This window comes from Patulibacter medicamentivorans (assembly GCF_000240225.1).
Classification (GTDB): domain Bacteria; phylum Actinomycetota; class Thermoleophilia; order Solirubrobacterales; family Solirubrobacteraceae; genus Patulibacter; species Patulibacter medicamentivorans.
The window spans coordinates 1-26,705 of sequence record NZ_AGUD01000202.1 but is presented as its reverse complement, the minus strand read 5'-3'; the positions used below and the strand labels follow the sequence as shown (position 1 = coordinate 26,705).

Sequence of the window (26,705 nt, the reverse complement as noted above, 5' to 3'; positions counted from 1 at the left end):
GGTCGCGTCGGTCGGCCGCCGCGCCTCGCGCCCCGCCCCGCCTACGGCGCCGTCGCGAGCGCCGCGCCGGCGGTCCGCAGCTCGTCCAGCGCGCGGTCGCCGTCGCCGGTCGTCACGTCGACGGCGGCCACGGCGTCGGTCACGACCAGCACCCGCAGGCCGCCGTCGAGCGCGTCGAGCGCGGTCGCCCGCACGCAGTAGTCGGTCGCCAGGCCGCAGACGACGGCCCGCTCGACCCCGCGCTCGCGCAGCAGCTCCAGCAGCCCGGTGCCGTCGAACGCCGAGTAGGCGTCGACGTCCGGCTCCGTCCCCTTGTCGACGACGGTCGCGCCGGTCAGGTCGAGCGCGGGATGGATCTGCGCGCCGTCGCTGCCGGCGACGCAGTGCGACGGCCACGGGCCGCCCCGCTCGGCGAACGAGACGTGACCCGCGGGGTGCCAGTCGCGCGAGGCGACGATCGTGGCGCCCGCCTGGCGGGCCGCGTCGAGCAGGCGCCCGATCGGTCCCAGGACCAGGTCGCCCCCGTCGACGCCGAGCGCGCCCCCGGGCAGGAAGTCGTGCTGGACGTCCACGACCACCAGCGCGTCGCGGGGCGACAGCGCGGCCGGGTGCGAGAGCCGGTCGCGCAGGGCCATCAGCTGCGGCGAGCGGGACGCCGGGACGAAGCGCGCTCCGGCCTCGACCATCCGCCGCTCGGCCGCGGCGTGGGCCCGGGCGCCGGCCAGGTCGAGCGCCGCGGCCACCGGCGTCCCGCGGCGCACGACCGGGCGCAGGAGCGGGGTGCCCGCGATCGCCTCGTGGCCGAGGTGGATCAGGTGCTCGACCGCCGGCCGCTGCCCGTCGCGGCCGCTGCGGCGGGTCACCTGGTGGACGCCGGGGTCGGTCTCCTTGCCCGGCGAGCGCTTCATCACGTGGCGCAGCTCGGGGTCGTCGGTGTCGTGCTGGGCGCAGAGCTTGTAGACGGCGCCGAGCGGCTCGCCGGAGCGCAGCCGGGTCCCGATCCCGAAGCCGTCGACCGGCACGCCGTCGGCCACCATCCGCGCGATCGCGGGCGCGTCGAGGTCGCCCGAGAGCATGATCTCGGTCTCGGCCAGGCCGGCCGCGTCGAGCAGCGCGCGGGCCCGCCGGGCCTCGGCCGCCAGGTCGCCGGAGTCGATCCGGATCCCGCGCAGCGGCACGGCGGTCGCCCGGGCGGCGGCGATCGCCCGTCGCACGCCGCGCTCGACGTCGTAGGTGTCGACCAGCAGCGCGGTGCCCTCGGGGTGGTCCGCGAGCGCCTCGGCGAAGGCGTCCTGCTCGTGCTCCTCGCCGTGGCCCATCACCGCGTGGTGGGCCATCGTGCCGACGGTCGGGATCCCGTGGCGCAGCCCGGCCTCGGGCAGCGCGGTGCCGGCGAACCCCGCGACCCAGGCTGCGCGGGCGGTCTCGACGCCGGCGGCCGGGCCGTCGAGCCGGCGGAGCGAGAAGTCGTAGACGGGCCGCCCGGCCGCGGCGGTGACGACCTCGGCCGCCGTCGTGGCGATCCGGGTGCCGTAGTTGACGACCGACAGCACGACCGGCTCGACCAGCGCCGCCTGCACGCGCGAGGCCGTCACCCGCAGGACCGGGACGCCGGCCGGCACGCAGGTGCCCTCGGGGACGGCCCAGACCGTGCCGTCGAAGCGCAGGGCGGCGAGCCGCGCGACCAGCTCGGGGGAGAAGCGGCCGTCGGCCCGCAGCCAGGCCAGCTCGTCGGCGGTCCCGCGCAGGTCGACCAGCGCCTGCACCGCCTCGTGCACGCCGGCGACCATCAGCCACGAGCGGCCGGCGGGGAGCCGCCGGAAGACGACCTCGAACGAGACCAGGTCGTCGCGGCCGTGGCGGACGAACGTGTCCGCCATCGTCAGGGTGTAGAGGTCGGTCTGGAGGACGCTCATCGGAGACGGCGGGCGATCCGGCGACCGGGACGCGGCGCGTGGCCGCTCGTCCGGTAGCCTTCGCGGGGAAGGGCAGTATCCCGCAAGCGACGTCGCCGTCAGTCCGGTCACCCCATGGTGCCCCGGTGCGTCCGCCCCCGTGGTGGGAGAGACCTTCGACCCAGTCAACCAAGAGGTCGGAGTCGTCCCATGTCCGTCACCCTGCTCGCGTCGGCGTCCACCGAGAACACCGGCTCGGAGGTCTCCCCGGTCATCTGGATCGCCTTCACGGCGTTCATCGTCGCGATGCTCGCGCTGGACGTCTTCGTCCACCGCCACAGCGAAGGCGACGGCGAGGAGGACTCGCACGTCCCGCCGTTCCGCGAGAGCGTGATCTGGAGCATCGGCTGGACCGTGCTGGCGGTCGCGTTCACCGCCGTCGTGCCGCTCGTCCACGACGGCTTCGGCGGCAAGCAGGCCGGCGAGTTCATCACCGGCTACGTGATCGAGCGCAGCCTCTCGCTCGACAACCTGTTCGTCTTCACGATCCTGTTCGGGTTCTTCAGCGTCCCGCTCTACGCCCAGCGGAAGGTGCTGTTCTACGGGATCATCGGCGCGATCGTCCTGCGCGCGATCTTCATCCTCGTCGGCGGCGCGCTGCTGAACGCGTTCCACTGGATGATCTACGTCTTCGGCGCGTTCCTCGTGATCACCGCGATCCGGATGGCGACCCACTCCGAGGAGGAGGTCCATCCCGAGAACAACCCGATCCTGAAGCTGATCCGGCGGGTCTTCCCGCTGAGCGACAGCTACGACGGCTCGAAGATCTTCACGATCGAGAACGGCAAGCGGATCGGCACGCCGATGCTGGCCGCGCTGGCGATGGTCGCCACCTTCGACGTGATCTTCGCGATCGACTCGATCCCGGCGATCTTCGCGGTCACGCGCGAGACCTTCATCGTCTTCGCCGCCAACGCCTTCGCCCTGCTCGGCCTGACGTCGCTGTTCTTCCTGATCGCCGGGCTGCTGGAGCGCTTCCACTACCTGCACTACGGCCTGGCGTTCATCCTCGGCTTCGTCGGCATCAAGATGCTGCTGAGCGACGTCTGGCACATGCCGATCGGGATCTCGCTCGGCGTCATCATCGGCACCCTGCTGGTGGCCGCCTGGGCCTCGAACCGCTGGCCGAAGGAGCACGACGACGGCGGGTCCGACGACGGCGCCGGCGGGGCGCCGCCGGCCGTCGCGCCGACCGCCTGAGCGACCCGCCGGCGACCGCGATCGCCGAGCCGGTCGAGAGGTCGGGCGGCGATCGCTACGCTCGCCGTCCGGCCTCGATCGACGGGAAGCGAACATGCATGGGACGACGGCTACCGAGCGGGCGGCGCTGCGCGAGCGGCTCGGACCGGTCGGGGTCTGGTGGACGGCGCTCGGCGACCAGCCGGCGGTGGTCGAGCGCGCGGCGGCGGTCGAGCTGGAGCAGCTCGGCTACGGCTCGCTCTGGGTCGGCGAGGGGTCGTCGAACAAGGAGCCGCTGGCGCACGCCGGGATCCTGCTGGCGGCGACCGAGCGGCTGCTGATCGGGACCGGGATCGCGAGCATCTGGACGCGCGACCCGGTCGCGATGCACGCCGGCGGCCAGGCGCTGAGCGAGGCCTACCCGGGGCGGTTCGTGCTCGGGATCGGCGTCAGCCACGCGTCGCTGGTGACGGCGCGCGGCCACGACTACGGGCGGCCGCTGACCGCGATGCGCGCCTACCTGGACGGGATGGACGGCGCGCCCTACGCCGGCCCGGAGCCGGCCGACGGCGGCCCGCGGGTGCTCGCCGCGCTGCGGCCGCGGATGCTCGAGCTGGCGGGCGAGCGGACCGCCGGCGCGCACTCCTACTTCGTGACGCCGGAGCACACCGCGGCGGCTCGTCGGCGGCTCGGCCGCGAGCCGCTGCTGATCCCGGAGCAGGCGGTGCTGCTGGAGGCCGATCCGGTGGCGGCCCGCGCGCGGGCGCGCGAGCACATGGCCTTCTACCTGGCCGCGCCGAACTACCGCAACGCGCTGCTGGAGCTGGGCTGGAGCAGCGACGACCTCGACGGCGGCGGGACGGACGCGATCGTCGACGCGATCGTGGCCTGGGGCGACGAGGACGCGATCGCCGACCGCGTCCGGGCCCACCGGGACGCCGGTGCCGACCACGTCCTCGTCCAGCCGCTCGGCGCGACGATCGACGACTCCCGCGCGACGCTGCGGCGGCTGGCCGGGACGCTGCTCGGCGGCTGAGACCGCGCCGTCGCGGCCCGCGCCGCGACGGCGCGGGGTCAGCGGTCGCGGCGCGTGCGGTCGGGCGGCGTCCCGGCGTCGGCGGCCAGGGCACGGACGATCTCGGCCGCGGCGATCGCGTGCCCGCGGGCGTTGGCGTGCATCAGGTCGCTGGAGAAGATCCCGGGATCGGCGGCCAGCGGATGGTGGTGGCTGTCGACGTGGAGCGCGCCGAGCGTCCCGGCCAGCTCGCGGGTGATCGCGTCGAGGGCCTCGAAGGCGTAGGCCAGCCGGGTCGCGTGCGGCTCGGGCAGCAGTCCCGACCGCGGCAGGTCGAAGAGCCCGATCGTCACGACCCGGGCACCGGAGTCGACCAGGGGCTCCAGCAGCGCGCGCAGCTCGCCCCGCAGGGCGACCGGGTCGAAGCGGCGGGAGAGCGCGTCGTTGGCACCGGCCGACAGGACGACCAGGTCCGGCCGGTGGTCGAGCGCGGCCTGCAGCTGGCGGTCGTGGATCTCGCGCACCCGCAGGCCGCGGACGCCGAGGTTGGTGGCGCTCAGCGGGCGGCCGTCGGCCGAGAGGGCGGCGACCAGGCGGTCGCTCCAGCTCTGGTCGCGGTAGCCGGCGCGCGGCTCGCGGACGCCGGCGGCGACGCTGTCGCCGGCGACGACCAGCCGGTGCCAAGGGCTGCTGGCGAGCAGCGCGGCGGCCGCGTCGGGGGCGATCGCGGTCGGGTCGAGGTCCTCGAAGAGGACGTCGTCGATGGTGGAGGGCGTGCTCATGCCGGGTCCTTCCGGGATGGGGTCAGCGGGTCGCCGGGGCGGCTGCCGCGGGACGATCGGTCGGGTCGGGGGCGGGTGCCGCGGCGGTGTCGCGGGCGGGGGCGGCGGTCGCCGTCGAGACCCGCAGCCGCAGCGCGAGCAGGGCGGCGCCGGCGGCGGCCGCCGCGCAGACCAGGTAGACGGTCGCGAACGGGGCCGCGGTGGTCGTGTCGCGGCCGGCCAGGATCGCGGCCAGCAGCGCGACCCCGACGGCGCCGCCGATCTGGCGGGCGGCGATGTTGAGGCCGGTCGCGGCGGCGAAGCGGGGCGGGGCGACGGACAGCGCGGCCGCGCTCGAGACGCCGACGCTGAGCGCGCCCATCCCGACGCCGCCGACGATCCCGGCCGGCAGCCAGAGGGCCAGGAAGGCCGGACGCTCGGGCAGCGCGATCGCGATCGCCGCGCCGGTCACGGCCATCAGCAGCGCGCCGCCGACGGCCAGCGCCCGCGGCGACGGTCGCCGCGACGAGCCCCCGATCGCGATCCCGACCGCGGCCGACGCGACCGCGCCGTGGGTCATCGCGAAGCCGGCCTGCAGCTCGGAGTAGCCCCAGACGTCGGTCAGGAAGAGGACGCCGATCAGCAGCCAGGCGTAGAGCGCCGCGCCGAACAGCAGCGAGACCCCGTTGGCGGCGGCGTAGGTGCCGCTGCGCCAGAGGTCGATCTGGAGCGCCGGCGCCGCGTGGCCGCGCGAGCGCCACAGCGCCCAGGCCGTCGCGGCGATCGCGGCCAGCAGCGCGGCGACCGTCCGCCCGTCGTCCCAGCCCCAGCTCTGGCCCTCGGTCACGGCGAGCACCAGCAGGCCGATCCCGAGCGCGACGAGGACGGTGCCGAGCGGGTCCGGCAGGCGCTCGCGGCGGATCTCGGCGGCCGGGGCCCGCAGCGCGAGCCAGGCCAGCAGCGCTCCGGCGGGGACGTTGATCAGGAACAGCGCGCGCCAGCCGAAGCCGTCGACGAGGACGCCGCCGAGGGCCGGGCCGAGCGCCGCGGCGACCGAGGCCGAGGCGCTCCAGAGCCCGATCGCGACCGTTCGCCGCTCGGGCGCGGTGTCGGCGAGGACGAAGGCGAGCGACGCCGGGATCATCGCCGCGGCGCCGATCCCCTGGACGCCGCGAGCGGCGAGCAGCGGGCCGAGACCGGGCGCCAGCGCCGCGGCCAGCGATGCGAGCGTGAAGAGCGAGACCCCGACCGCGAACAGGCGCCGCCGGCCGAGCACGTCGGCGACGCGCCCGGCCGGGGCCAGCAGGGCGGCGAGCAGCACCGTGTAGAGCGTCACGACCCACGACAGGGCGCTGACGTCGGTGTCGAGGTCGCGGACCAGGTCGGGGATCGCGAGGTTGGTGATCGTGACGTCGAGGAAGGCGAGGAACGAGCCGCCGCAGGCGAGCAGCAGCGGCAGATTGGAGGAGCGGTGAGCAGGCATTCGACGTGCCTCCGGGCGGGGTCGGGCAGGAACGTGGCGGCAAATATAGATACCGATCGTTCGGAAGTCAAAAAGGCGATCGAGCGGTTGCTATGATCGGCGTCGATGGCTGGCCGACGAACCGATGCCGAAGCCCGCGAGACCCGGGCGACGATCCTCGCCCGGGCCGCCGACGTGGCCTCCGTCGACGGCCTCGAAGGCCTGACGATCGGTCGCCTGGCCGCCGACGTCGGGCTCAGCAAGGCCGGTGTCCTGGGGCACTTCGGCACCAAGGAGGGCCTGCAGCTGGCGACCCTCGAGTACGCGTCGGGGCTCTTCCGGGCGCGGGTCTGGGAGCCGGCCGCCGACGCTCGGCCCGGGATCGAGCGGCTGCTCGCGATCTGCCGCTCCTGGACGAGCTACATCAGCGATCCGCCGTTCCGGGGCGGGTGCTTCATGGCGGCGGCCGCGTTCGAGTTCGACGATCGGGTCGGCCCCGTCCACGAGCAGCTGGCGCGGGCCCTGCGGCGCTGGCGCCGGACGCTGGTCGCCGAGGTCCGGACCGCGATCGAGGACGGCGACCTGCCGGCGGACACGGACCCCGAGATCGTCGCCTTCGCGCTCGACTCGCTGGCCGTCAACACCAACCCGGAGCGCGGCATCCAGGACACCGCCTCCGCGCCGGAGCTGACGCTGCGCGCGATGCACTGGGTCCTCGGCCGCACGGCCGAGGTCGCCGCCTGACCGCTGCCGGCCACGGCGGATAGCCTGCGCGCCGTGGCCGAACCGCTCGTCTCCGTCGTCGTGCCCACGCGCGACCGGCCCGAGCGGCTGGCGCGGTTGCTGGACGGCCTGCGGACGCAGACGATCGGGACCGACGCCTTCGAGCTGGTCGTCTGCGACGACGCGTCGGCCGGGAGCGCGGTCGAGCAGCTGCTCGAGGCGACCGCCGCGGCGGGGGACCTGCGCCTGCGGGTGCTGCGCCAGGAGCGGCCCCAGGGGCCCGCGGTGGCACGCAACCGCGGCTGGCGGGCGGCGACCGCGCCGCTGGTGGCGTTCGTGGACGACGACTGCGTGCCGGTGCCGCGGTGGCTGGAGGCGCTGCTCGACGCGTGGCACCGCGGTGCCGGGGGCGATCGGGAGGCCGCGCTGGTCCAGGGCCGGGTCGACGCCGATCCGGCCGAGTTCCCGCGCGACTTCGGGCCGTTCTCGACCACGCTCTGGGTCCACGAGGCGGGGCCGCGGTTCGAGACCGCGAACATCGCCTACCCGAGAGCGCTGCTGGAGCGGCTCGGCGGCTTCGACGAGTCGCTGGTGATCGCGGGCGAGGACACCGACCTGGGATGGCGCGCGATCGAGGCCGGCGCGCAGGTGATCTGGGCCGGCGAGGCGCTGGTCCACCACGGCGTGATCCAGCAGGGGCCGTGGGGCCGGCTGGCCAAGGGCTGGCGCTGGCGCTACGTGCCGGCCGTCTTCCGCCGCCACCCGGGCCTGCGGCGCGAGCTGATCGCCGGCGTCTTCTGGAGCACCTGGCACTGGTGGCTGTTCCGGGCGCTGGCGGCGCTGGCGCTGCGGCCGCGCTCGCCGGCACGGGCCGCGCGCCCGTCGGGCCTGCGCGGGCCACGGCGGGGGCCGGCCTGGGCGCTGATCCGCTGGTGGCTGGCGATGCCCTACGTCCTGCGGCTGGTCGACTACCGGACCGGGCCGCTGCTGGCCCCGTACCGGCTGGCCTGCGACCTGGTCGAGGTGGCGGCGATCGGGACCGGCGCGGTGCGCCACCGGATCGTGATGCTCTGAGGGTCGGGTCGGGTCGGGTCGGTTCGGGTTCGGGGTCGGGTCATCCGCACGTTTCGGTCGCCTACTGACCGGAACGTCACGACCGCCCCCCGGCAGGCCGACGGGGCCCGACGGGTACGCTCGGCCGATGGCCGACGCGCCCCTGACCTCCCGCGGCATCCGCCTGCTGCGCGCCGACAACCCGGGGCCGAAGACGCTCGACGGCACCAACAGCTGGCTGCTGGCCGACGGCGACGCGGTCTGGGTGGTCGATCCGGGCCCGGACCTCGACGAGCACCTCGACGCGCTGGCGGCGGCCGTCGCCGAGGGCGGCGGGCTCGCCGGCGTCGTCCTGACGCACCGCCACGGCGACCACGCCGACGGCGTCGCCGGCCTGCTGCACCGGACCGGCCCCGCGCCGGTCGCGTCGAAGGCCGGCTGGCTGCCGGCGGACGCGCCCGGCGGCGCGACGGCCGTCGCGGTGTCCGAGGGCGACCGGATCGGCCCGTTCGCCGTCGTCGAGACGCCCGGTCACGCCTCCGACCACGTCGTCTTCCTGGCCGGCGACGCGGCCTTCGTCGGCGACACCGTGCTCGGGACGGGCAGCGTCCTGCTGGTGCCGCACGCCGGTGCCCTCCAGGGCTACCTGACCGCCCTCCGCGGGCTGCGCGCGCGGGACCTGGCGCTGCTGCTGCCCGGTCACGGCCCGCTCGTCGAGGACCCGGCCGCCAAGCTCGACGAGTACGTCGCCCACCGGCTCGACCGCGAGGCGCGGCTGGTCGTCGCGCTCGACGGCGGGCTGCGGACCGTCGACGAGCTGCTCGACCGGGTCTGGGACGACGCGCCCGGGATCCTGCGCCTGGCCGCGGCGGTGACGCTCCAGGCCCACCTGGACAAGCTCGCCGACGAGGGGCGCCTGCCGGACGGCGTCGAGCGTCAGCGGTTCGGGGACTTCGACGGGCTGTAGGGCGCGCTCCGCCTGACGCGCGCGTCAGCGATCGCGGGTCGCGTCGAGGCCGCCGATCAGCATCGTCACCAGCCACGCGAACGAGGCGTCGCGGTCGACCGGCAGGCCGAAGCCCGCGTCGGCCTCGAGGACGACGAAGCCATGGAGGGCGCTGCGGACGGCGCGTGCCGCGTGGATCAGCTCGTCGCCCTCCAGCCGCCAGTCGCGGAGGACCGCCAGCAGCACCTCGGTCGTGCGCTGGGCGGCGGCCTGGAGCTCCGGGTCGGCATCCGGGCGGGCTTGCTGGGTCGCCGCGTAGGCCCCGGGATGGGCGAGGGCGTAGGCGCGATAGGCGTCGGCGGCCGCGCGCACCGCGGCACTGCCCGAGCGACCGACCGACGCCCGCGAGAGCGCCGCCTCGAGATCGCCCAGGGCCCGGAGCGCGATCCCGCGGACCAGCCCGTCGAGCCCGTCGACGTGGTTGTAGAGCGACGGCGCCCGAACGCCGAGGTCCGCGGCCACCCGCGCGACCGTGACGGCGGCCAGGCCGTCGGCGTCGGCGATCCGGAGGGCGGCGCCGACGACCTGCTCGCCGTCGAGCCCGGGTCGCCGCCGCCCGCCGCCCGCCCGCCCGTCGTCGCCGGCGCGCCGGCGCCCGCCCGGCTCCGCCATCAGGAGGCCCGCGCGATCGCCCGGTCCATCGCCGGCAGCAGATCCCCGCCCGCCTGCTCGACGATCTGGCCGTGCCCCGGCGCCAGGCGGGCCGGCTCGAGGGCCCGCAGCGCCTTCGCGGTCTCCAGCGCGGTCGGCTTATGCCAGGTCGCGACGCCGGCGAGCGGGAACCGCCACGGGATCGTGGCGGTCGTGTTGACCCCGCCTGCGGTCGTGTAGGCGTCGGCGCAGATCAGGGTGCCGTCGCGCTCGTCCAGCAGCGCGATCTGGCCGGGGGTGTGGCCGGGCGCCGCGACCACCAGCAGCGAGCCGACGTGGTCGCCGGCGGCCAGCGTCCGGGTCGGGGCGGTGGACTGGCCCTTGAGTCCGCCGCGGAGCTTGGCCTGCGGCTCGCCGGGGTCGAGCGAGCGGTCGCCGGCCAGCAGGCGGGCGTCGCGCGCGGAGATCAGGACCTCGGCGTCGGGCAGCGCGGCGGCCAGCGCGTCGAGGCTGCCGACGTGGTCGTCGTGGGCGTGGGTCAGCACGATCCGCACGATCGGCCGGCCGAGCCGCTCGGCGGCGGCGAGGATCGCCTTCTCGGACTTGGGGATCATCGCGTCGACCAGGGTCAGGCCGTCCTCCTCGGGGACGAGGTAGGCGTTGATCAGGCCGAAGCGGGTCAGGCGGACGATGCCGGAAGGGGTCGAGGGGGAGGGGTTACGACTCATAGGAATTAAACTACGACCATTAGTTCAGATGCGCAAGTCCCCGCGGTCGCGGTCCGCGGCCGTCACCGGAAGGGGCCGGCGCGCGCGGCCGCATCGTCGCTACCCTCCCCGCCCTACGGCGCGATCGACGCGCCGGTCCGCCCCGGAAGACCGCAGGAGACCTCATGACCGGTGTCGTCATCGCCTCGGCCGCTCGCACCGCGATCGGCAGCTACGGGAAGTCCCTCAAGGACGTCCCCGCGACCGAGCTCGGGGTGACCGCGGCCAAGGCCGCGATCGAGCGCGCCGGCCTCGAGCCCGGCCAGATCGAGCACGTCGTCTTCGGCAACGTGATCCACTCGAGCACCGACGACATGTACATGTCGCGGGTCGTCTCGATCAACGCCGGGATCCCGCAGGAGACGCCGGCGCTGACCGTCAACCGGCTCTGCGGCTCCGGCGTGCAGTCGATCGTGACCGCGGCGATGCACATCCAGACCGGCGATGTCGACGTCGCCCTGGCCGGCGGCGCGGAGTCGATGTCGCAGGCGCCGTACTGGATCCCCAACGCGCGCTGGGGCGCCAAGATGGGCCCGTCGCCGATGGTCGACCCGGTCGTCGGCGGCCTGACCGACCCGTTCCGCAAGATCCACATGGGCGTCACGGCGGAGAACCTGTCCGTCCGCGACGCGATCTCGCGCGAGGACCAGGACGCCTTCGCCTACCGCAGCCACCAGAAGGCCGCTGCCGCCCGCGAGGCCGGCAGGTTCGCCGACCAGATCGCGCCGGTCGTCATCAAGACCCGCAAGGGCGAGGTCGTCTTCGACGCCGACGAGCACATCCGCCCGGACATCTCGCTCGAGGGCCTGGCCAAGCTGAAGCCGGCCTTCAAGCGCGAGGACGGCACCGTCACGGCCGGCAACGCCTCGGGCCTCAACGATGCCGGCGCTGCGGTGACGCTGCTGAGCGAGGCCAAGGCCGCCGAGCTGGGCATCGCCCCGAAGGCGAAGATCCTGGGCTACGCCGTCACCGGCGTCGACCCGAACATCATGGGCATCGGCCCGGTCACCGCGATCCGCAAGGTCCTCGACCGCACCGGCGTGGCGCTCGACGACATCGCCGTGATCGAGCTGAACGAGGCGTTCGCCGCCCAGTCGCTGGCCGTCACCCGCGAGCTGGGCCTGGCCGACGACGACGCCCGCGTGAACCCGAACGGCGGCGCGATCGCCCTCGGCCACCCGATCGGCGCCTCGGGCACCGCGATCACCGTCAAGGCGATCAGCGAGCTGCACCGGACCGGCAGCCAGTACGGCCTGATCTCGCTCTGCATCGGCGGCGGACAGGGCATCGCGCTGCTGATCGAGCGGGCCTGATCTCCCGACCGCGCTGCTGATCGAGCGGGCCGGAGTCCCCGAAACGTCTGCGGACGGATGCGGACAGCGTGTCCGTCCGTGCAGGGCGCGTGGCATCCGCTACGAGCGGGGTGCAGATCGGCGCCGATCGCGTTAGGGTCCGGGGCCGACGGTGGACCCGATCCGTCACTTCAGTCCGTGCTCTTCACCACAGCAGACGACGTCCACGAGAGCCTCGGCCGACTCCTCCAGGAGCTGGCCGTCGACCCCGACCTCGGGGCGCGGCTGACGCACCTCGACACGGTCGTCCAGCTGAAGTGCCGGCACCCCGACGCCACGGTGACCCTGGTCGCCCGCTCGGCGGAGCCGGCCCGGGTCGCGCTCGGCGAGCCCGGCGAGGACGTGCCGGAGCCGGACGTCGTCCTGACGATGGACGCCGACGTCGCCCATCACCTGTGGCTCGGCCACCAGAACGTGGCGATCGGCGTCGCCCGCGGCTTCATCCAGGCCAAGGGCGACTCGCGCAAGGTCCTCGACCTGCTGGGGCTGACGGGCGAGATCGTCCCGCGCTACGAGCAGCTGCTGCGCGCGGCAGGTCGCGAGGACCTGCTCGCGACCGTCGCCTCGTAGCGCGCCCTACCCGTCGACCGCGGCCGTCAGATCGGCGCGGTGCGCCCGGACGGTCTCGCGGATCGCGTCGCCGGCGTCGTGCTCGGGCGTCCAGCCGAGCTCGCGGCGGGCCTTCTCGGCATCGACGTGGACCGGGCGCCGGGCCGCGTCCAGCCACTGCGCCTCGGGCGGGAGGAACGGCAGCCGGTCGGCGATCTCGGCGACCGCGTCGGCGGCAAGCTCCGGCAGCGGCACCGTGTACCAGCCGAGCGCCGACGCCAGGTCGCGGACGGTGAACGTCCCCGGGCCGGCGATGTTGTAGGCCCCCGGCGTGCCGCGGCCGAGGACCGCGGCCAGCAGTGCGCTCGCGAGGTCGTCGTGGTGGACGACCTGGAACTCGGCTCCGGGGTCGGGCAGCACCGGCTTGAGGATCGGCATCTGGTCCAGCAGCGCCAGCATCGCCGACGGCAGCCGCTGGCCGAGCCGCACGTAGGGCAGCGAGCGGATCACCAGGTGGGCCGCCGGGCCGGCGACCAGCGCCGGCCGGATCACGTAGGCCTCGGTCTCGGTGCCCGCGACGTGGACCTCGAGCTCGCGCTCGGCCTCGACCTTGTGCGACGCGTACGGGCGGCCCGGGCCGGGCTGGTGCAGCGGCTGTTCCTCGGTCACCAGGCCGCCGCCGGGAGGCGACCCGTAGGCGGTGATCGACGAGACGTGGACGATCCGCTTGACGCCGGCGGTCACGGCCTCGTCGAAGACCGTCCGCGACCCGGTCAGGTTGGTGCGAGCGCCCTCGTCCTCGTCGGCCAGCACCAGGAACGCCAGGTGCAGCACCACGTCGGCCCCCGTCACCAGGTCGCGGACCGCCTGGGGGTCGGCGACGTCGCCCTGCCGCAGTTCGGTCTTGGTCCAGCCGTAGGCGGCCGGATCCCCGCCGCGGCGGCAGAGCCCGATGATCCGCCCGATCTCGTCGGAGCGCTCCAGCGCGTCGATCGCGGCGCGACCGACGGCGCCGGTGGGTCCCGTCACTGCCACGTTCAGGCCGCTGGTGCGACCGGCGTCGGACTTCGAGGGCATGGGCTGCGGCTCCTGCTCGGTGGACCGCCGGACCGGTGGCGCCGGCGGGTGGTCGGCCGATGCTATCCCCGCGACGGTGGGCCGTCGGCGGGTCCGGCGGGCTCGTTCCCCCCGATCGGGCGCTCGGCCGGCGGGCGCTCCGCGGCCGGGACGCCGTCGACGCCGAACTCGCGCGCGACGCCGGCCCGCTCGATCCGCAGCACCGGGTCGCCGTCGCGGGGGTCGATGACCGGCGTGACGGGGTCGAGCGGCCGGCCGGCGCAGGCCGCGAGGGCCGCCGCGGTGGTGGCCCAGCCGGACAGCTCCTCGAGCTGGCGCAGGGTCGGGAACGCGACGACGGCGACAGCGGCGGCGGCGTCGGCGAGCAGCTGCCGCGGGGTCGTCCAGCGGTGGTCGACGATCTCCTCGCCGTCGATCGTCACCGTCGGCTCGCCGTCGATCGCCGCCAGGTAGAAGACGGTGTCGTAGCGGACCGGGAGCGCCTCGGGCGTGATCCAGCGATCGAGCGGCACCAGCCGCTCGACCTCGATCCGCAGGCCGATCTCCTCTCGCAGCTCGCGGGCCGCGGCGGCGCGGTTGCCGGCGTCGCCCGCGCCGTCGCCGGGCTCGACGCGGCCCCCGGGGAAGACCCAGAAGCCGCCCATGAAGCGGGCGGCCGGGGTCCGCTGGGCGACGAGCACCTCGAGCCCGGCCGGGCTGTCGCGCAAGGGGACGACCGCGGCGGCGGGCCGGGGCCGGGCGGGGGACTCTGCGGGACTGGCCACGTAGCCAGCCTAGTCTCTCGCGCCGCGGTCGGGGCGGGAGTCGGCGCGCTCGGACGCGCGTTGGCGATCACGACAGCGTCTCGGCTTGACGCGGTGTTCGACGCCCACGCCGGACGCCGAACGACTCATCTACTCTTGCCGCCTATGAGTGACGACGCGCAGTGGATCTGCGAGGCCTGCGGGTACGTGTACGAGGCGTCCGAGGGCGATCCGGACGGCGGGATCCCGCCCGGAACCGCGTTCGAGGACATCCCGGACACCTGGCTCTGCCCCGTCTGCGGCGCGCGCAAGCGCGAGTTCACGCGGATGGACTAGCGGCCGCCTGGGCCCAACCGCCCAGGAAGCGGGCGCCGAGCGCGACGACGGCGGGATCGTGCCCCGTCGACGCGTGATCGCCGCCCGGCAGGACCACGATGCTCGACCGGCCGCCGCCCTGCTCGTGCAGGGCGCGGCTGTGGGCGACGGGGACGACCTCGTCGCCGTCGGCGTGGACCAGCAGCAGCCGCGCCCCGAGCCCCGCCACCGCGGTCGCGGGATCGGCGTGCTCCAGCAGCTCGCGCAGCGGCGCCGCGTCGACCGCGACCGCATACGACCCGTCGGTCAGCCGCCGCGCCAGCGGCCGCGGCGGAGCCGGGCAGATCGCGACGACCGCGGCGGCCCCGACCCGCTCGGCGGCGAGCAGCGCCAGCAGGCCGCCCATCGACGCGCCCCGCAGCAGCCGGGGACCGGGCGGCAGCAGCGCGGCGACGCTCGCGACGTCGTCGATCGCGCGGCCGTCCATCCGCCCGTCGGGGCCGGTCGCGCTGTCCCCGTGGCCGCGCTGGTCGGGGACCGCGACCGACAGGCCGGCGTCGCGGAGGATCGCGGCGACGGCGGCGTGGTTCTGGCGCCGCGACCCGGCGCCGTGCAGCAGCACGACGCCGCCGATCGGATCGGCGGCGTCGTAGAGGTCGACCGTCAGGCCGTCGTGGACGACCGTCCGCACGCTCACGGGCGGCGCCGGCCCCGCGTCAATGGCCGGGGACCGCGGGCACCAGCGCGCCGTAGTCGATCTTCCAGACGCCGTCGACCTTGCGCATCGGCGGCCCGACGTTGCCGCCGAGGGTCGCCCGGTCGCCCTTGATCGTGACCTTCGCCTTGTCGATCCCGGCCAGCACCTGCTTCGACGGCGGGACCGCGCCGTTGGCGCTGTTCTTCAGCAGCGACTCGCAGCTGACGTCCTTCTGGCCGAGCTTCTTGGCGACCTCGTCGAAGCCGATGATCCGCGAGCAGAGCAGCTTGGCGTCGCCCTTGGAGACGGCCGTCAGGAACTCGCGCATCGCGGCGCGGACCTCGTCTGCGGTCTTGTCGTCGGCCGGGCTGCCGCCCTTGGTGTAGTCCTGCAGTGGGGTGCTCGGGGTCGACGTGGTCGGCGTCTTCTCCGTCTCGCTGGTCTTGGTCGTCGACGACTGGTCGGTCGTCGTCGGCTCCGGGTCGGTGGTCGTCGTCGGGCTCGTGGTCGACGACGACGTCGAGCTGGTGGTGGACGGGGTGCTGGCCGACGTGGTGCTCGGCTTGTCGTCGTCGCCGCCGCAGCCGGCGGCGGACAGCGACAGCGCGGCGGCGAGCAGCAGCGGCAGGAGTCGGGCTCGGGACATAGGACCTTCCGTGTCGGGGGACGGTGCGACGTCGGGACGCAGCCGTCTCCAGCCTAGAGCGTCGGCGGCGAGCGAGTGCCCACCGTCACAGAGCCCGATCGGCGGCGCGGGACCGGTGCCGGTCCCGCGCCGCCCGCCCGCTCAGGCGCCCTCGGCGGCGACCGCCAGCCCGACGCCGTCGTCGCTTGCGACCGCGCTGGGCGCGGGCCGGCGACCCGGCGCCAGCAGGCCGACGACGGCGCCGACCGCGAGCATCGCGGCGCCGACCGGCAGCGCCGCGACGAGGCCGTCGGTGAACGCCTGCGGATCGCCGTGGCCGCCGTGGGCGCTGAAGATCGTGGCGAGGATCGCGACGCCGAAGACGCCGCCGGCCTCGCGGATCGCGTTGGTCGTGCCCGAGGCCTTGCCGGCCATCGCGGCGGGGACCGACGCCAGGACCGCTCCGGCGACCGGGGCGAAGACGAGCGCCGTCCCGACGCCGGCGAGCACGAACGGCGCGATCATCTCGCCGTAGGGCACGGTCGGGGTCGAGACCCGCGACAGCCAGAACAGCGCGATCGACTGCAACGCCATCCCGGTCACCAGCAGCGGCCGGGCGCCGATCCGGTCGCTGAGGATCCCGGCGATCGGGGCCACCAGGACCGGCATCGCGGTCCACGGCAGCGTCCGCAGGCCGGCCTCGAGCGGACCCATCTGCTGCGCGACCTGGAAGAACTGGCTGAGCAGGAAGATCGAGCCGAACATCCCGAAGAACATCGCGAACGAGAGGCCGTTGGTGGCGGCGAACGGGATCGAGCGGAAGAGCTTCATCGGCAGCATCGGCGCCCGTGCGCGGAGCTCCCAGAGCACGAAGCCGGTCAGCAGGGCGACGCCGACCGCGAGCGAGGCGACGACGGTCGTCGAGCCCCAGCCGAGCACCTGGCTGCGGACGATCCCGAAGGTCACGCTGAACAGCCCGACGGTCGCCAGCAGCAGGCCGGGACGGTCGATCGGGGATCGGTCGCCGTGGGACTCGCGCAGGTGGCGGTAGGCGACCGGCAGCAGGATCAGGCCGACCGGGACGTTGAGCCAGAAGATCCAGGCCCAGTGCAGGCCCTCGACGACGGCGCCGCCGACGGCCGGGCCGACCGCCACGCCGAGGCCGCCGATGCCGCCCCAGATCCCGATCGCCAGGCCGCGCTTCTCCTGCGGCACGGCGTCGGCCAGGATCGTCAGCGTCAGCGGGGTCACGATCGCGGCGCCGAGGCCCTGCAGCGCGCGGGCGGCGACCAGGACGTCGATCGAGGTCGAGAGCGCGGCCAGCGCGCTGGAGAGGGTGAAGATGGTCAGGCCGACGAGGAACATCCGCTTGCGGCCGAAGCGGTCGCCGAGCGCGGCGCCGGTCAGGAGGAAGACGGCGAAGGCGAGCGTGTAGCCGTTGACGGTCCACTCCAGCGACTCGAGCGAGCCGCCGAGGTCGGATTGGATCGAGGGCAGGGCGACGCCGACGACGAGGTTGTCGAGCGAGGTCATGAAGACCGCCAGCGCGACGATCACGACGACGCGCAGCGGGAAGGCGGGCGAGCTGCTGGTGGACATGGAGATCGTGCTCCTCGGGGTGGTGGCTGTGGTGGGGCGGGGGCGAAGCGGGTGGCGGCGCGCCAGGAAGGATGTGAGTACTCACTCTCCTTGGGCGCCGGAAAATGGCGGCCGAGGCCGCCGGGTCACGCGGGAAGGTGGGTCAGGCGCGGGCGGGCGGGCCCTCCGGGCGCGGCGGGGCGCAGGACTCGTCGTCCGACCAGGGCGGAGCGCCGGTCAGCGTCCGCGCCCAGTCGGCGTCGACCCCGTAGAGGTCGAGCGCGGCCATCACGTTGCAGAGCATCCCCTGGGCGAAGAAGGCGCGGACCTCCTCCGGGGTGACGTCGGCCTCGCGCCGGACGAGCGCCGAGAGCCGCTCGAACGACTCCCGCATCGCCTCGCGGACCTCGGGCATGGTCGGCGAGGCGGCGTGGGCGTGCAGCTGCAGCAGCAGCTGATCGCGGTCGGCCAGCAGCTCGGAGTAGGCCCTGCCCATCGCCGGCAGCGGCTCCTCGCCGGCGGCGCGGGCCTCGGTCGCGGCGCGATCCATGACGTGCTCGACCCTGGCGTTGCAGCGGGCGACGAGCGCCCGCACGAGGTCGAGCTTGGCCGGGAAGAGCCGGAACAGGTAGGCGTGCGAGATGCCGGCCCCCTCGGCGATCGCGGCCGTCGGGGTGGCGTCGAAGCCGCGGGCGGCGACCAGCGTCGTCGCGACCTCGAGCACCTGCTCGCGGCGTTCCTCGGCGGTCAGTCGGGCGGTCGCCATCGACGGTGAGTATGTACTTACTTCCATCCGCTGTCAAGGCCCTGTCGTCGACGCCGGTCCGGCGCTCGACATCGCCTTCGCCTGCGGTTCACGTCGCCGTCACCGCATCCTCGCGCGCGACCCGCGATCCTTTCCGGCGTGGACGATCGGACCGCGCGCACGGTCGCACGCCCCGCCACGGGCGTGCTCGAGGAGGCCATCGGGGCCGACCTCCTCCTCGCCCTGCGCGAGGCGGTCCGGGCGTTCGCGCTCTCGCGGGCGGTGGTCTGGGCCGCCGGGCTGCTGACGATCGCGCTCTTCGGCTGGGCGGGGTCGCGCGGCGCGCGGCTCGACCCGATGTGGGAGTGCCGGCCGACCGCGATCGGCGGCCTCGACGCCCTGATCGCGCCCGGCTGCCGCTGGGACAGCTCCTGGTACCTGACGATCGCGCAGGGCGGCTACACGCCGACCGACCCGTCGCGCTCGGCGTTCTTCCCGCTCTACCCGCTGCTGATGAGCGTCGTCTCGGCGCCGCTCGGCGGGGCGCTGGTGCCGGCGGGGCTGCTGATCTCCTGGACCTGCGCGATCGGCTTCCTGACCGCGCTGCACCGGATCGTCGCCAAGGCCCGCGACGTCGCCACGGCCCGGACCGTGGTGCGGGTCGCGGCCTACGTGCCGCCCGCGATCTTCCTCTCGGCGATCTACACCGAGGCCCTGTTCCTGGTGCTGTCGCTGGGCAGCCTGTGGGCGGCGCGCCAGAACCGCTGGGTCGTCGCCGGGGCGCTCGGCGCCGCCGCCGCGTCCTGCCGCAGCATCGGGATCCTGCTGGTGCTGCCGCTGATGGTCGAGTACCTGTGGGGCCGGCGGGCGGGGGCGACGCCGCTGCGCGCCGACGTCCGCTGGTGGCGGGTCGGTGGCCGGCGGTCGCTGCGCGGCCGCGAGTGGCTGTGGATCGGGCTGGTGCCCGCCGGCCTGCTGGCCTACGCCGCCTACCTGGGGATCCAGACCGGCGACCCGCTCGGCGCGATCCGGGCGCAGGGCGACTGGGCCCGGACCTTCCTGACGCCGATCGGCGGCCTCGGGGCGGGCGTCTGGGCGGTCGTCGGCCGGATCGGCGACCTGGCGGGCGCCTGGCGGATGGATCCGCTGGCGCCGGGGCAGCTCCCCGGCCTGGCCCTGGCCCGCGACACCGTCCTGCTCGCCGTCGTCGTCGCCGCCGGCGCCGTGCTCTGGTGGGGACGGCGGCGGATGCCGGTCAGCTGGGTCGCGTGGGGAGCGATCTCGCTCGCCTACCCGCTGTCGGTGCCGTCGATGCAGCAGCCGCTGATGTCGCTGCCGCGGTTCATCATGGCCTGCTTCCCGATCGTGGTCGCCCTCGGCCTGTGGGCTCACAAGGGCCAGCGGATGCGCTGGCTGGCGCCGCTGCTGCTGGTGCTGCAGGCCGGCTGGTCGATCCTGTTCGTCAGCTGGACCTGGGCGCCGTAGCGCCGCCCTCAGTCCTCCAGGTCGACGACCAGCGGCGCGTGGTCCGAGGGCTTGGCGCCCTTGCGGAACTCGCGCGAGACCCAGACCCGGCTCGCGCGGGCGGCGGTCTCGCGGTCCAGCAGCGCCAGGTCGATCCGCAGCCCGAGGTTCTTGTGGAAGTTGCCGGCCCGGTAGTCCCACCAGGTGTAGCGGGGGCCGCCGGGGCCCTTCGGGTCGTCGGCCGGGAACTCCTCGCCGTTGACCGCGACGAACGCGTCGGCCAGGTCGCCGGCCTCGAGCACCGCGCGCAGCGCCGCCCGCTCGGACTCCGAGGTGTGGGTCGTGCCCGCGAACTGCTCCGGCGCGTAGCAGTCGCGATCGGTCGGGCAGACGTTCATGTCGCCCATGATCACGAGCGGCCCGCCGGCGGCCAGCGTCCGCGCCCGCTCGGCCATCGCGTCGAGGAACGCGAGCTTCGAGCGGTAGTCGGGATGGTCGAGCGCCTTGCCGTTGATCACGTAGACGGTCGCGATCCGGAGCCCGCCGACGGTCGCCTCGAGCCAGCGGGCCTCGGTCGGGTCGTGCTCGCCGGGCAGCCCGGCCAGCGGCTCGGTCGGCGCCGCGTCGGCCACGTCGGCGCGCGAGAGGATCGCCACGCCGTTCCACGGGCCGGCCGAGTAGTCGTCGATCCGGTACCCCGCCGCTTCGATCTCCAGCCGCGGGAACTGGGCGGCGCTGCACTTCGTCTCCTGCAGGCAGAGGACGTCGGGGGACAGCTCCTCCAGCAGCTCCAGCACCCGCGGCAGGCGGGCGCGCAACGAGGCGACGTTCCAGCTGATCAGGCGCACGGGGGGATCCTTGCAGCCGCTCCCGGCGAGCGGCCCGCCACCCTCACCGGCCCCGCCACTCCGGCGGCCGCTTCTCGGCGAACGCGCGCACGCCCTCGAGCAGGTCCTCGCTGACGAAGCTCGCGCGGCGGAGCGCCAGCAGCTCCTCCTCGACGTCGGCCGGCAACGCGCCCTCGGCGTCCAGCAGGGCCCGCAGCGCGCGCTTGTTGCCCCGCTGCGCGAGCGGCGCACCGGCGGCCAGGCCCGACGCCAGGTCGAGCGCGGCGGCGTCCAGCTCGGCGGCGGGGACGACGCGGTTGACCAGGCCCCAGGCGAGCGCGGTCCCGGGGTCGATCGCCCGCCCGAGCAGGAACAGCTCGCGCGTGCGGGGGCTGCCGATCGCGTCGACGAAGCGGCGCAGGCCGGTGTGGGAGTAGACGAGCCCGAGCTTGGCCGGCGGCATCGCCAGGCGGATGTGGTCGGCGGCGATCCGCAGGTCGCAGACCAGCGCCAGCTCCAGCCCGCCGCCCATCGCGTGGCCCGGCAGCGCGGCGATCGTCGGCAGGGTGCAGGCCTCGACGGCGTCGATCGCGGCGGTGAACGGGTGGGCCACCAGCGCCTCGGCCTGCTCGGCGAAGACGTCGGCCGGGCCGGCGGCCAGCTCGCCCAGGTCGTAGCCCGAGGAGAAGCGGCCGTCGGTCCCGGTCAGGAGGATCGCCCGGATCGGCGGGCCGTCGTGGTCGGCGGCGCAGGCCTCGGTGACGGCCGCCGCGAGCGCGTCGAGGATCGGGTGATCGAGCGCGCCGAGCTTGCCGGGGTTCGAGATCGTCAGGCGCAGGACGCCGTCGGCGGGGTGGTCGCGGAGGAGCTGGCCGGCCATCGGGGCAGGGACGATAGAGCGCCGGTGGCCGGTTCCGGTTCGCCCGTCGTGGAACGATCGCGCTGTAGGCTGCGCCACATGGCTCCCGGTGCGCCCGTCGGCCCCGTCGTCCTCGAGCTCGGGCCGCCGAGCCCCGCGGCGATCGTCTTCGAGCGGCGGCTGCGGCGGATCCTCCGTCCGCTCGCCGCCGGCTGGCGGATGACGCCGCGCGGGGTCCTGCTGCTGCAGCGGATCACCGAGCCGCGCGGACGTCGGGTGCGGGCCAAGCAGGGCACCGAGGTCGAGGTCGCGACGATCGACGGCGTCCCGGTCGAGTGGGTCCGGGCCCCGCGGGCGATCGAGCGGCGCAGCGACGACGAGCCGATCCTGCTCTACCTGCACGGCGGCGGCTACGTCTTCGGGTCGCCGCGGACCCACCGGGTGCTGACGTCGCAGCTCTCGCACGTCAGCGGGATCCCGGTCGTCGTGCCCGACTACCGGCTGCCGCCGGTGGCCACCCTGCCGGCGCCGATCGAAGACGCGCTGGCCGTCTACCGGGCGCTGCTGCGCGACCACGACCCGTCGCGGATCGTCGTCGCCGGCGACTCGGCCGGCGGCAACCTGGCCCACGGGCTGCTGCTGCACGCCGCCGAGGCCGGGCTGCCGCGTCCGGCCGGCCTGGTCCTGCTGTCGCCCTGGAGCGACCTGACGATGAGCGGCGCCAGCGTCCGCGCCCACGACGGGATCGACCCGTTCATCCCCGAGATCGCCCTCTGGCGCTGCGCGCGGGTGGCGTGCGCCGGGCTCGACGCGGGCGACTGGCGCTGCTCGCCGATCTTCGGTCCGGACGAGCTCCAGGCCCGGCTGCCGCCGACGCTGCTGCAGGTCGGCAGCACCGAGCTGCTGCGCGACGACAGCCTGCGGGTCGCCGAGCGCCTGGCCGCCGCCGGCGTCCGCACCGAGGTCCAGGTCTTCGAGCGGGTCCCGCACGTGCCGCCGATCTGGGGCAACCTGCCCGAGGGCCGCGACGCGACCGCGCGGATCGGGAGCTTCCTCGCCGACGTCCTGCCGGCCGGGGCCGCCCACCGCCCGACCGGCGCCGACGCCGCGGCGGCCGCCAGCGACGAGACGACCGTCGAGGCCGGGTCGCCGGCCGCCGCCGACCCGGCCGACCTGCTGCCGTCGTGATCCTCGCGATCGACCAGGGGACGACCGGGACGACCTGCTTCGTCGTCGACGGCGAGGGAGAGCTGATCGGCCGCGGCTACCGCGAGTTCGCCCAGCACTTCCCGCAGCCCGGCTGGGTCGAGCACGATGCCGCCGAGATCTGGGCGGTCACGCGCGAGGTCGCGCTGGAGGCCTGCGACGACGCCGGCGTCGACACGGCCGACCTGCGGGCGATCGGGATCACCAACCAGCGCGAGACGATCTGCGTCTGGGACCCGGCGACCGGCGAGCCGCTGCACCGGGCGATCGTCTGGCAGGACCGCCGGACCGCCGGGATCTGCGATCGCCTGCGCGAGCAGGGGCACGAGCCGCTGATCCGCGAGCGGACGGGGCTGGTGCTCGACCCCTACTTCTCGGGCACCAAGATCGCCTGGCTGCTCGAGCACGCCCCGGAGCTGCGGGAGCGGGCGCTGCGGGGGACGGCGGTCTTCGGCACGATCGACTCGTGGCTGCTGTTCCAGCTGACGGGCGAGCACGTCACCGACCCCTCGAACGCGTCGCGGACGATGCTCTACCGGCTCGACACGGGGACCTGGGACGAGGAGCTGTGCGAGCTGCTCGGGGTGCCGCCGCGGGCGCTGCCGGAGATCCGTCCCTCGATCGGCGGCTTCGGGACGGTCCGCCCCGGGGTGCTCGGCGACGCCCGCTGCCCGGTCGCCGGGGTCGCGGGCGACCAGCAGGCCGCGCTCTACGGCCAGGCCTGCCTCGACCGCGGCGAGGGCAAGAACACCTACGGCACCGGGTCGTTCGTGCTCGTCAACACCGGCGACCAGGTGCCGGCCCAGCGCGAGGGGCTGCTGCGGACCGTCGCCTGGCGGATCGGCGACCGCACGATGTTCGCCTACGAGGCGTCGGTCTTCGCCACCGGCGCGGCGGTCCAGTGGCTGCGCGACGGGCTGCGGATCATCGACAGCGCGGGCGAGACGGAGCCGATGGCGGCGTCGCTGTCCTCCAACGACGGCGTCTACCTGGTGCCCGCCTTCGCCGGGCTCGGATCGCCCCACTGGGACCCCTACGCGCGGGGGACGGTCACCGGCCTGACCCGCGGATCGACCCGCGAGCACCTGGCCCGGGCGACGCTGGAGTCGATCGCCTACCAGACGCTCGACGCGGTCCGGGCGATGGAGGCCGCCGCCCACGAGCCGCTGCGGGTCTTGAAGGCCGACGGCGGCGCGACCGCCAACCGCTGGCTGATGCAGTTCCAGGCCGACATGCTCGGGGTGCCGGTGGTCGTCCCGGCGATCCACGAGACGACCGCGCTCGGGGCGGCGTACATGGCCGGCGTCGGCGTCGGCGCCTGGAACCAGCGCCAGGTCACCCGCACCTGGCGGCAGGCGGCGGCCTACGAGCCGGCGATGTCCCGCGACCACGCCGAGACCCTGCACGCCGGCTGGCGCGACGCCGTCTCGCGGTCGCTGCGGCAGGTCCTCCCGGAGTGACGGGCGGCGCTACGCTCGCAGGCGATGGCCGACGACCTCGTCAAGCTCAAGCCGCAGGTCTACCGCGACGAGCGGCCGGCGGAGCAGTTCCTCCGCTACCACGAGCGGACCCGGCGGGCCGAGCCGGGCCCGACCTACGAGGTCGTCCGCTGCCTGACGAGCCTGATCGGGCTCGCGGCCTTCCGCGTCCGGCCCTACGGCACCGAGCGGGTGCCGCGGTCGGGGCCGCTGATCATCGCCCCGAACCACTTCTCGAACATGGACCACTTCTTCCTCGGCCTCGGGCTGCGGCGGAAGATCCACTTCATGGCCAAGTCGCAGATGTTCGTGCGCCCGCTGGACTGCATCTACACGACCGGCGGCACCTTCCCGATCCAGCGCGGGAAGGCCGACACGGCCGCCTTCGAGACCGTCGCGGCGATCCTCGCCCGCGGCGGCTGCATGGCGACCTACTGCGAGGGCGGGCGCTCGCGGAGCGGCAAGCTCGCCGACCGGGCCAAGCCGGGGATCGGCCGCTTCGCGCTCGAGTCCGGCGCGACCGTGGTGCCGGCGGCGATCCACGGCAGCTCCCACGTGCGCAACTGGAAGCGCGGTCAGCTGCCCCGGATCACGGTCCTCTTCGGCCATCCGTTCCGCTACGAGGCGCAGGGCACCGGCAACGTCTCGCGCGAGGACGCCCGCGCGACGGCGGACGAGATCTTCGACGGCATCAAGGAGCTGTACGCGGTCCTCGACGCCGATCCGCGGCGGGCGCGGGCAGCGGCCCGGGCCCACGTGGCCGCCGGCTGAGTCCGGGCCGAGCTGGCGCGAGCAGCTAGCGGACGACGCGGGGCGCGGCCGTCACGTTGCGGTAGGCGGCGCGCCAGAGGGCGACGTAGGCGGTGGCGGCCGCCGCCCAGGCGAGGCGGTGATGGGACATGGCGTGACTCCTTCCGGGAACGGGGCGGGTGGTCATGGGGAGATCATCGGCGCGCGGGGCCCGCGACTCCGCGTCGGAGGTCGCGGGGTGGACGGGTCATCGGTCACGCCCGCGATCCGACCCCTCAGCGGACCACCCGCTCGCAGCTGCCGTCGAGGAGCACGTCGTCGAGGTCCAGCAGCGCGCTGTCGTTGCCCGGGCCGCAGCTGACGCGGTCGACCTCGCCGTCGATCGCCTCGATCCGGTCGTCGCCCTCGTCGCCGCTGATCACGTCGCGCCCGGCGCTGCCGATCACGACGTCGTTGCCGGGGCCGCCCGAGACGCGATCGTCGCCGCTGGCCCCGGTCACCCGGTCGTCGCCGTCGTCGCCGGACGCCTGGTCGTCGTCCTTGCGGCCGTGGACGTCGTCGTTGCCGGGGCCGCCGTGGACGACGTCGTCGCCGTCCTCGCCGTCGACGTAGTCGTCGCCGGCGAGCCCGTCGATCTGATCGTTGCCGGGGCCGGTGATGATGGTGTCGATGCCGTCGGTGCCGATCCGGACGTCGTCGCCCGCGGTCCCGAAGATCACGTTCGAGGGGCGCCCGAGGTCGTGGCCGGGCTCGGCGGGGACCGGCACCACGTGCTCGCAGCGGGTCAGCCGGTCGCGGGTCGGCGCGTGATCCTCGACGAAGACGGTGTCCTCGCCGGGCCCGCAGTCGACGGTGTCGGTGTTCTGGTCGGCGACCCGCACCTGGTCGTCGCCCGAGCCGGCGTCGATCGCGTCGCGCCCGGGGCCGCCGACCACCACGTCGTCGCCGGCGCTGGTGTCGATCGCGTCGTTGCCGGAGTTGCCGTCGACCTGGTCGTTGCCGCCGCCGCCCGAGATCCGGTTGGCGCCGATGTCGCCGACCACGACGTCGTCCTCGCCGCCGGCGTCGACCCGATCGTCGCCGGTGCCCGTCAGGACGTGGTCGGCGCCCGGCCCGGCGTCGATCCGGTCGCTGCCGCTGCCGGCGTCGAGCTGGTCGTCGCCCGGTCCCCCGACCAGCTTGTCGGTCCCGCGATTGCCGACGATCACGTCGTCGCCCTCGCCGCCGTCGAGCAGCGTGTCGTTGCCGAGGCCGTGCTCGACGATCTGGTCGTTGCCGGGGCCGCCGATCGTCGTGTCGTCGCCGTCGCCGCCGTCGGCCCTGTCGTTGCCGGCGCCGAGATCGATCCGGTCGTCGCCCTGGCCGGTCTGGACGTCGTCGTCGCCGTCCCCGCCGAGCACCCGATCGCTGCCGTCGCGGCCGCTGATCCGGTCGTTGCCCGGGCCGCCGTCGAGCTGGTCCTGCCCGGTCCCGCCGTCCAGGCGGTCGTTGCCCTCGCCGCCCTCGAGGACGTCGAGGTCGCGCCCGCCGCGCAGGTCGTCGTCGCCGCCGAGCCCGACCAGCCGATCCGGCCCGCGGGTTCCCAGCAGCAGGTCGGGTCCGGCGGTCCCGATCTTGACCGCCAGCCCGGGCTGGACGGCGATCGCCGTCGGCGCCCGCGCGCCGAGGTGGCGGATCCGCGTGCGGCTGCGGGCGTCGACCGGGGCCAGCGAGAGCGTGCGATCGCCGCGGTCGGCGACCAGCAGCTTGGTGTCGGCGTCGCCGATCGCGGGCAGACCGGCTCCGCGGCCGACCCGGACGGTGCGCAGCAGCCGGCCGCTGGAGACGTCGGCGACGGCCGCGCGCCGCGATCGGCGGTCGGCCGCGCCGATCACGGTGCGGGCGGGCGAGGAGCCTGCCGCGACCCCGCCGCCGACGCCGGCCGGGAG

The 26,705-nt window shown here is 75.2% G+C and carries 26 protein-coding genes; 12 read left to right on the top strand and 14 right to left on the bottom strand.

Going from position 1 to position 26,705, the window contains the following annotated elements; translation table 11 throughout:
- Window positions 1-41: 41 nt before the first annotated feature.
- Window positions 42-1,916 carry a nicotinate phosphoribosyltransferase gene (locus PAI11_RS12735; protein WP_007575275.1) on the bottom strand — a complete coding sequence of 625 codons (1,875 nt, stop codon included), beginning with the start codon at window positions 1,914-1,916 and terminating at the stop codon, window positions 42-44.
- Window positions 1,917-2,105: 189 nt separating this feature from the next.
- Here PAI11_RS12735 and PAI11_RS12730 point away from each other — a divergent pair, with 189 nt between their 5' ends.
- Together PAI11_RS12730 and PAI11_RS12725 are read left to right on the top strand one after the other, a co-directional pair.
- Window positions 2,106-3,155, top strand: a complete 1,050-nt coding sequence (locus PAI11_RS12730) for a TerC family protein (RefSeq protein ID WP_007575273.1) — start codon at window positions 2,106-2,108, stop codon at window positions 3,153-3,155.
- A gap of 94 nt (window positions 3,156-3,249) precedes the next feature.
- Window positions 3,250-4,170, top strand: coding sequence for a TIGR03620 family F420-dependent LLM class oxidoreductase (locus PAI11_RS12725; RefSeq protein WP_007575272.1), 921 nt, complete (start codon window positions 3,250-3,252; stop codon window positions 4,168-4,170).
- Window positions 4,171-4,208: 38 nt separating this feature from the next.
- Here PAI11_RS12725 and PAI11_RS12720 read toward each other — a convergent pair whose 3' ends face one another.
- Both PAI11_RS12720 and PAI11_RS12715 read right to left on the bottom strand, forming a co-directional pair.
- Window positions 4,209-4,931 (bottom strand): SGNH/GDSL hydrolase family protein, encoded by a 723-nt coding sequence (locus PAI11_RS12720; RefSeq protein ID WP_007575270.1) that lies wholly within the window; start codon window positions 4,929-4,931, stop codon window positions 4,209-4,211.
- Window positions 4,932-4,953: 22 nt separating this feature from the next.
- Window positions 4,954-6,393: an MFS transporter gene (locus PAI11_RS12715; protein ID WP_007575268.1), complete on the bottom strand. Its 1,440-nt coding sequence runs from the start codon at window positions 6,391-6,393 to the stop codon at window positions 4,954-4,956.
- Window positions 6,394-6,498: 105 nt separating this feature from the next.
- Between PAI11_RS12715 and PAI11_RS12710 the strand changes: the two genes are divergently transcribed.
- From PAI11_RS12710 to PAI11_RS12700, 3 genes are all read left to right on the top strand, one after another.
- The gene (locus PAI11_RS12710; RefSeq protein ID WP_007575266.1) at window positions 6,499-7,116 is read left to right on the top strand and encodes a TetR/AcrR family transcriptional regulator; all 618 of its coding nucleotides are present in this window, start codon (window positions 6,499-6,501) and stop codon (window positions 7,114-7,116) included.
- Between the two features lie 33 nt (window positions 7,117-7,149).
- On the top strand, window positions 7,150-8,169 hold the full coding sequence (locus tag PAI11_RS24400; RefSeq protein ID WP_007575265.1) for a glycosyltransferase family 2 protein: 1,020 nt from the start codon (window positions 7,150-7,152) through the stop codon (window positions 8,167-8,169).
- A 127-nt stretch (window positions 8,170-8,296) separates the two neighbouring features.
- Entirely contained in the window at window positions 8,297-9,115 is an 819-nt protein-coding gene (locus PAI11_RS12700; RefSeq protein WP_007575263.1) for an MBL fold metallo-hydrolase, read from the top strand.
- 24 nt (window positions 9,116-9,139) lie between these two features.
- On the opposite strand, the gene PAI11_RS12695 is transcribed toward PAI11_RS12700, so the two are convergent.
- Both PAI11_RS12695 and PAI11_RS12690 read right to left on the bottom strand, forming a co-directional pair.
- On the bottom strand, window positions 9,140-9,766 hold the full coding sequence (locus PAI11_RS12695) for a TetR-like C-terminal domain-containing protein (RefSeq protein ID WP_007575260.1): 627 nt from the start codon (window positions 9,764-9,766) through the stop codon (window positions 9,140-9,142).
- Complete coding sequence (locus tag PAI11_RS12690) at window positions 9,766-10,473, bottom strand: MBL fold metallo-hydrolase (protein WP_007575258.1); 708 nt, start codon at window positions 10,471-10,473, stop codon at window positions 9,766-9,768. Before PAI11_RS12690 ends, PAI11_RS12695 begins: the two co-directional genes overlap by 1 nt.
- Before the next feature lie 164 nt (window positions 10,474-10,637).
- On the opposite strand from PAI11_RS12690, the gene bktB reads away from it, so the two are divergent.
- Entirely contained in the window at window positions 10,638-11,825 is a 1,188-nt protein-coding gene (gene bktB / locus PAI11_RS12685) for a beta-ketothiolase BktB (RefSeq protein ID WP_040600121.1), read from the top strand.
- 177 nt (window positions 11,826-12,002) lie between these two features.
- Entirely contained in the window at window positions 12,003-12,434 is a 432-nt protein-coding gene (locus PAI11_RS24395; protein ID WP_007575255.1) for an SCP2 sterol-binding domain-containing protein, read from the top strand.
- 6 nt (window positions 12,435-12,440) lie between these two features.
- Here PAI11_RS24395 and PAI11_RS12675 read toward each other — a convergent pair whose 3' ends face one another.
- Together PAI11_RS12675 and PAI11_RS24390 are read right to left on the bottom strand one after the other, a co-directional pair.
- Entirely contained in the window at window positions 12,441-13,490 is a 1,050-nt protein-coding gene (locus PAI11_RS12675; protein WP_007575253.1) for an NAD-dependent epimerase/dehydratase family protein, read from the bottom strand.
- A gap of 62 nt (window positions 13,491-13,552) precedes the next feature.
- A complete protein-coding gene (locus PAI11_RS24390; protein WP_050897230.1) occupies window positions 13,553-14,254 on the bottom strand; it encodes an NUDIX hydrolase in 702 nt (233 codons plus the stop codon).
- Window positions 14,255-14,398: 144 nt separating this feature from the next.
- Between PAI11_RS24390 and PAI11_RS25485 the strand changes: the two genes are divergently transcribed.
- Window positions 14,399-14,569, top strand: coding sequence for a rubredoxin (locus tag PAI11_RS25485; protein WP_081488406.1), 171 nt, complete (start codon window positions 14,399-14,401; stop codon window positions 14,567-14,569).
- Here the strand turns inward: PAI11_RS25485 and PAI11_RS24385 are convergent.
- The 4 genes from PAI11_RS24385 to PAI11_RS12650 all read right to left on the bottom strand — a co-directional run bounded on the left by PAI11_RS24385 (window position 14,553) and on the right by PAI11_RS12650 (window position 18,214).
- Entirely contained in the window at window positions 14,553-15,245 is a 693-nt protein-coding gene (locus tag PAI11_RS24385; protein WP_007575250.1) for an alpha/beta hydrolase, read from the bottom strand. The two genes, PAI11_RS25485 and PAI11_RS24385, sit on opposite strands and share 17 nt — an antisense overlap.
- Before the next feature lie 19 nt (window positions 15,246-15,264).
- Window positions 15,265-15,891 carry a hypothetical protein gene (locus tag PAI11_RS12660; protein WP_007575248.1) on the bottom strand — a complete coding sequence of 209 codons (627 nt, stop codon included), beginning with the start codon at window positions 15,889-15,891 and terminating at the stop codon, window positions 15,265-15,267.
- Between the two features lie 141 nt (window positions 15,892-16,032).
- A complete protein-coding gene (locus PAI11_RS12655; RefSeq protein WP_007575246.1) occupies window positions 16,033-17,469 on the bottom strand; it encodes a DHA2 family efflux MFS transporter permease subunit in 1,437 nt (478 codons plus the stop codon).
- A 142-nt stretch (window positions 17,470-17,611) separates the two neighbouring features.
- Window positions 17,612-18,214, bottom strand: coding sequence for a TetR/AcrR family transcriptional regulator (locus PAI11_RS12650; RefSeq protein ID WP_007575244.1), 603 nt, complete (start codon window positions 18,212-18,214; stop codon window positions 17,612-17,614).
- Window positions 18,215-18,352: 138 nt separating this feature from the next.
- Here PAI11_RS12650 and PAI11_RS12645 point away from each other — a divergent pair, with 138 nt between their 5' ends.
- Window positions 18,353-19,678 (top strand): mannosyltransferase family protein, encoded by a 1,326-nt coding sequence (locus tag PAI11_RS12645; protein ID WP_007575242.1) that lies wholly within the window; start codon window positions 18,353-18,355, stop codon window positions 19,676-19,678.
- A gap of 8 nt (window positions 19,679-19,686) precedes the next feature.
- Here PAI11_RS12645 and PAI11_RS12640 read toward each other — a convergent pair whose 3' ends face one another.
- On the bottom strand, window positions 19,687-20,505 hold the full coding sequence (locus PAI11_RS12640) for an exodeoxyribonuclease III (protein ID WP_007575240.1): 819 nt from the start codon (window positions 20,503-20,505) through the stop codon (window positions 19,687-19,689).
- A 43-nt stretch (window positions 20,506-20,548) separates the two neighbouring features.
- The gene (locus tag PAI11_RS12635) at window positions 20,549-21,364 is read right to left on the bottom strand and encodes an enoyl-CoA hydratase/isomerase family protein (protein ID WP_007575239.1); all 816 of its coding nucleotides are present in this window, start codon (window positions 21,362-21,364) and stop codon (window positions 20,549-20,551) included.
- Between the two features lie 78 nt (window positions 21,365-21,442).
- Here PAI11_RS12635 and PAI11_RS24380 point away from each other — a divergent pair, with 78 nt between their 5' ends.
- From PAI11_RS24380 to PAI11_RS24375, 3 genes are read left to right on the top strand one after another with little or no spacing between them, the layout of a single operon-like run.
- Window positions 21,443-22,531, top strand: a complete 1,089-nt coding sequence (locus PAI11_RS24380) for an alpha/beta hydrolase (RefSeq protein WP_007575237.1) — start codon at window positions 21,443-21,445, stop codon at window positions 22,529-22,531.
- A complete protein-coding gene (glpK, locus tag PAI11_RS12625) occupies window positions 22,528-24,009 on the top strand; it encodes a glycerol kinase GlpK (protein ID WP_007575235.1) in 1,482 nt (493 codons plus the stop codon). Before PAI11_RS24380 ends, glpK begins: the two co-directional genes overlap by 4 nt.
- Before the next feature lie 24 nt (window positions 24,010-24,033).
- A complete protein-coding gene (locus PAI11_RS24375) occupies window positions 24,034-24,798 on the top strand; it encodes a lysophospholipid acyltransferase family protein (RefSeq protein ID WP_007575234.1) in 765 nt (254 codons plus the stop codon).
- A 254-nt stretch (window positions 24,799-25,052) separates the two neighbouring features.
- Here PAI11_RS24375 and PAI11_RS12615 read toward each other — a convergent pair.
- The coding region (locus tag PAI11_RS12615; protein ID WP_138974285.1) for a calcium-binding protein at window positions 25,053-26,705 on the bottom strand (1,653 nt) is incomplete at its 5' end.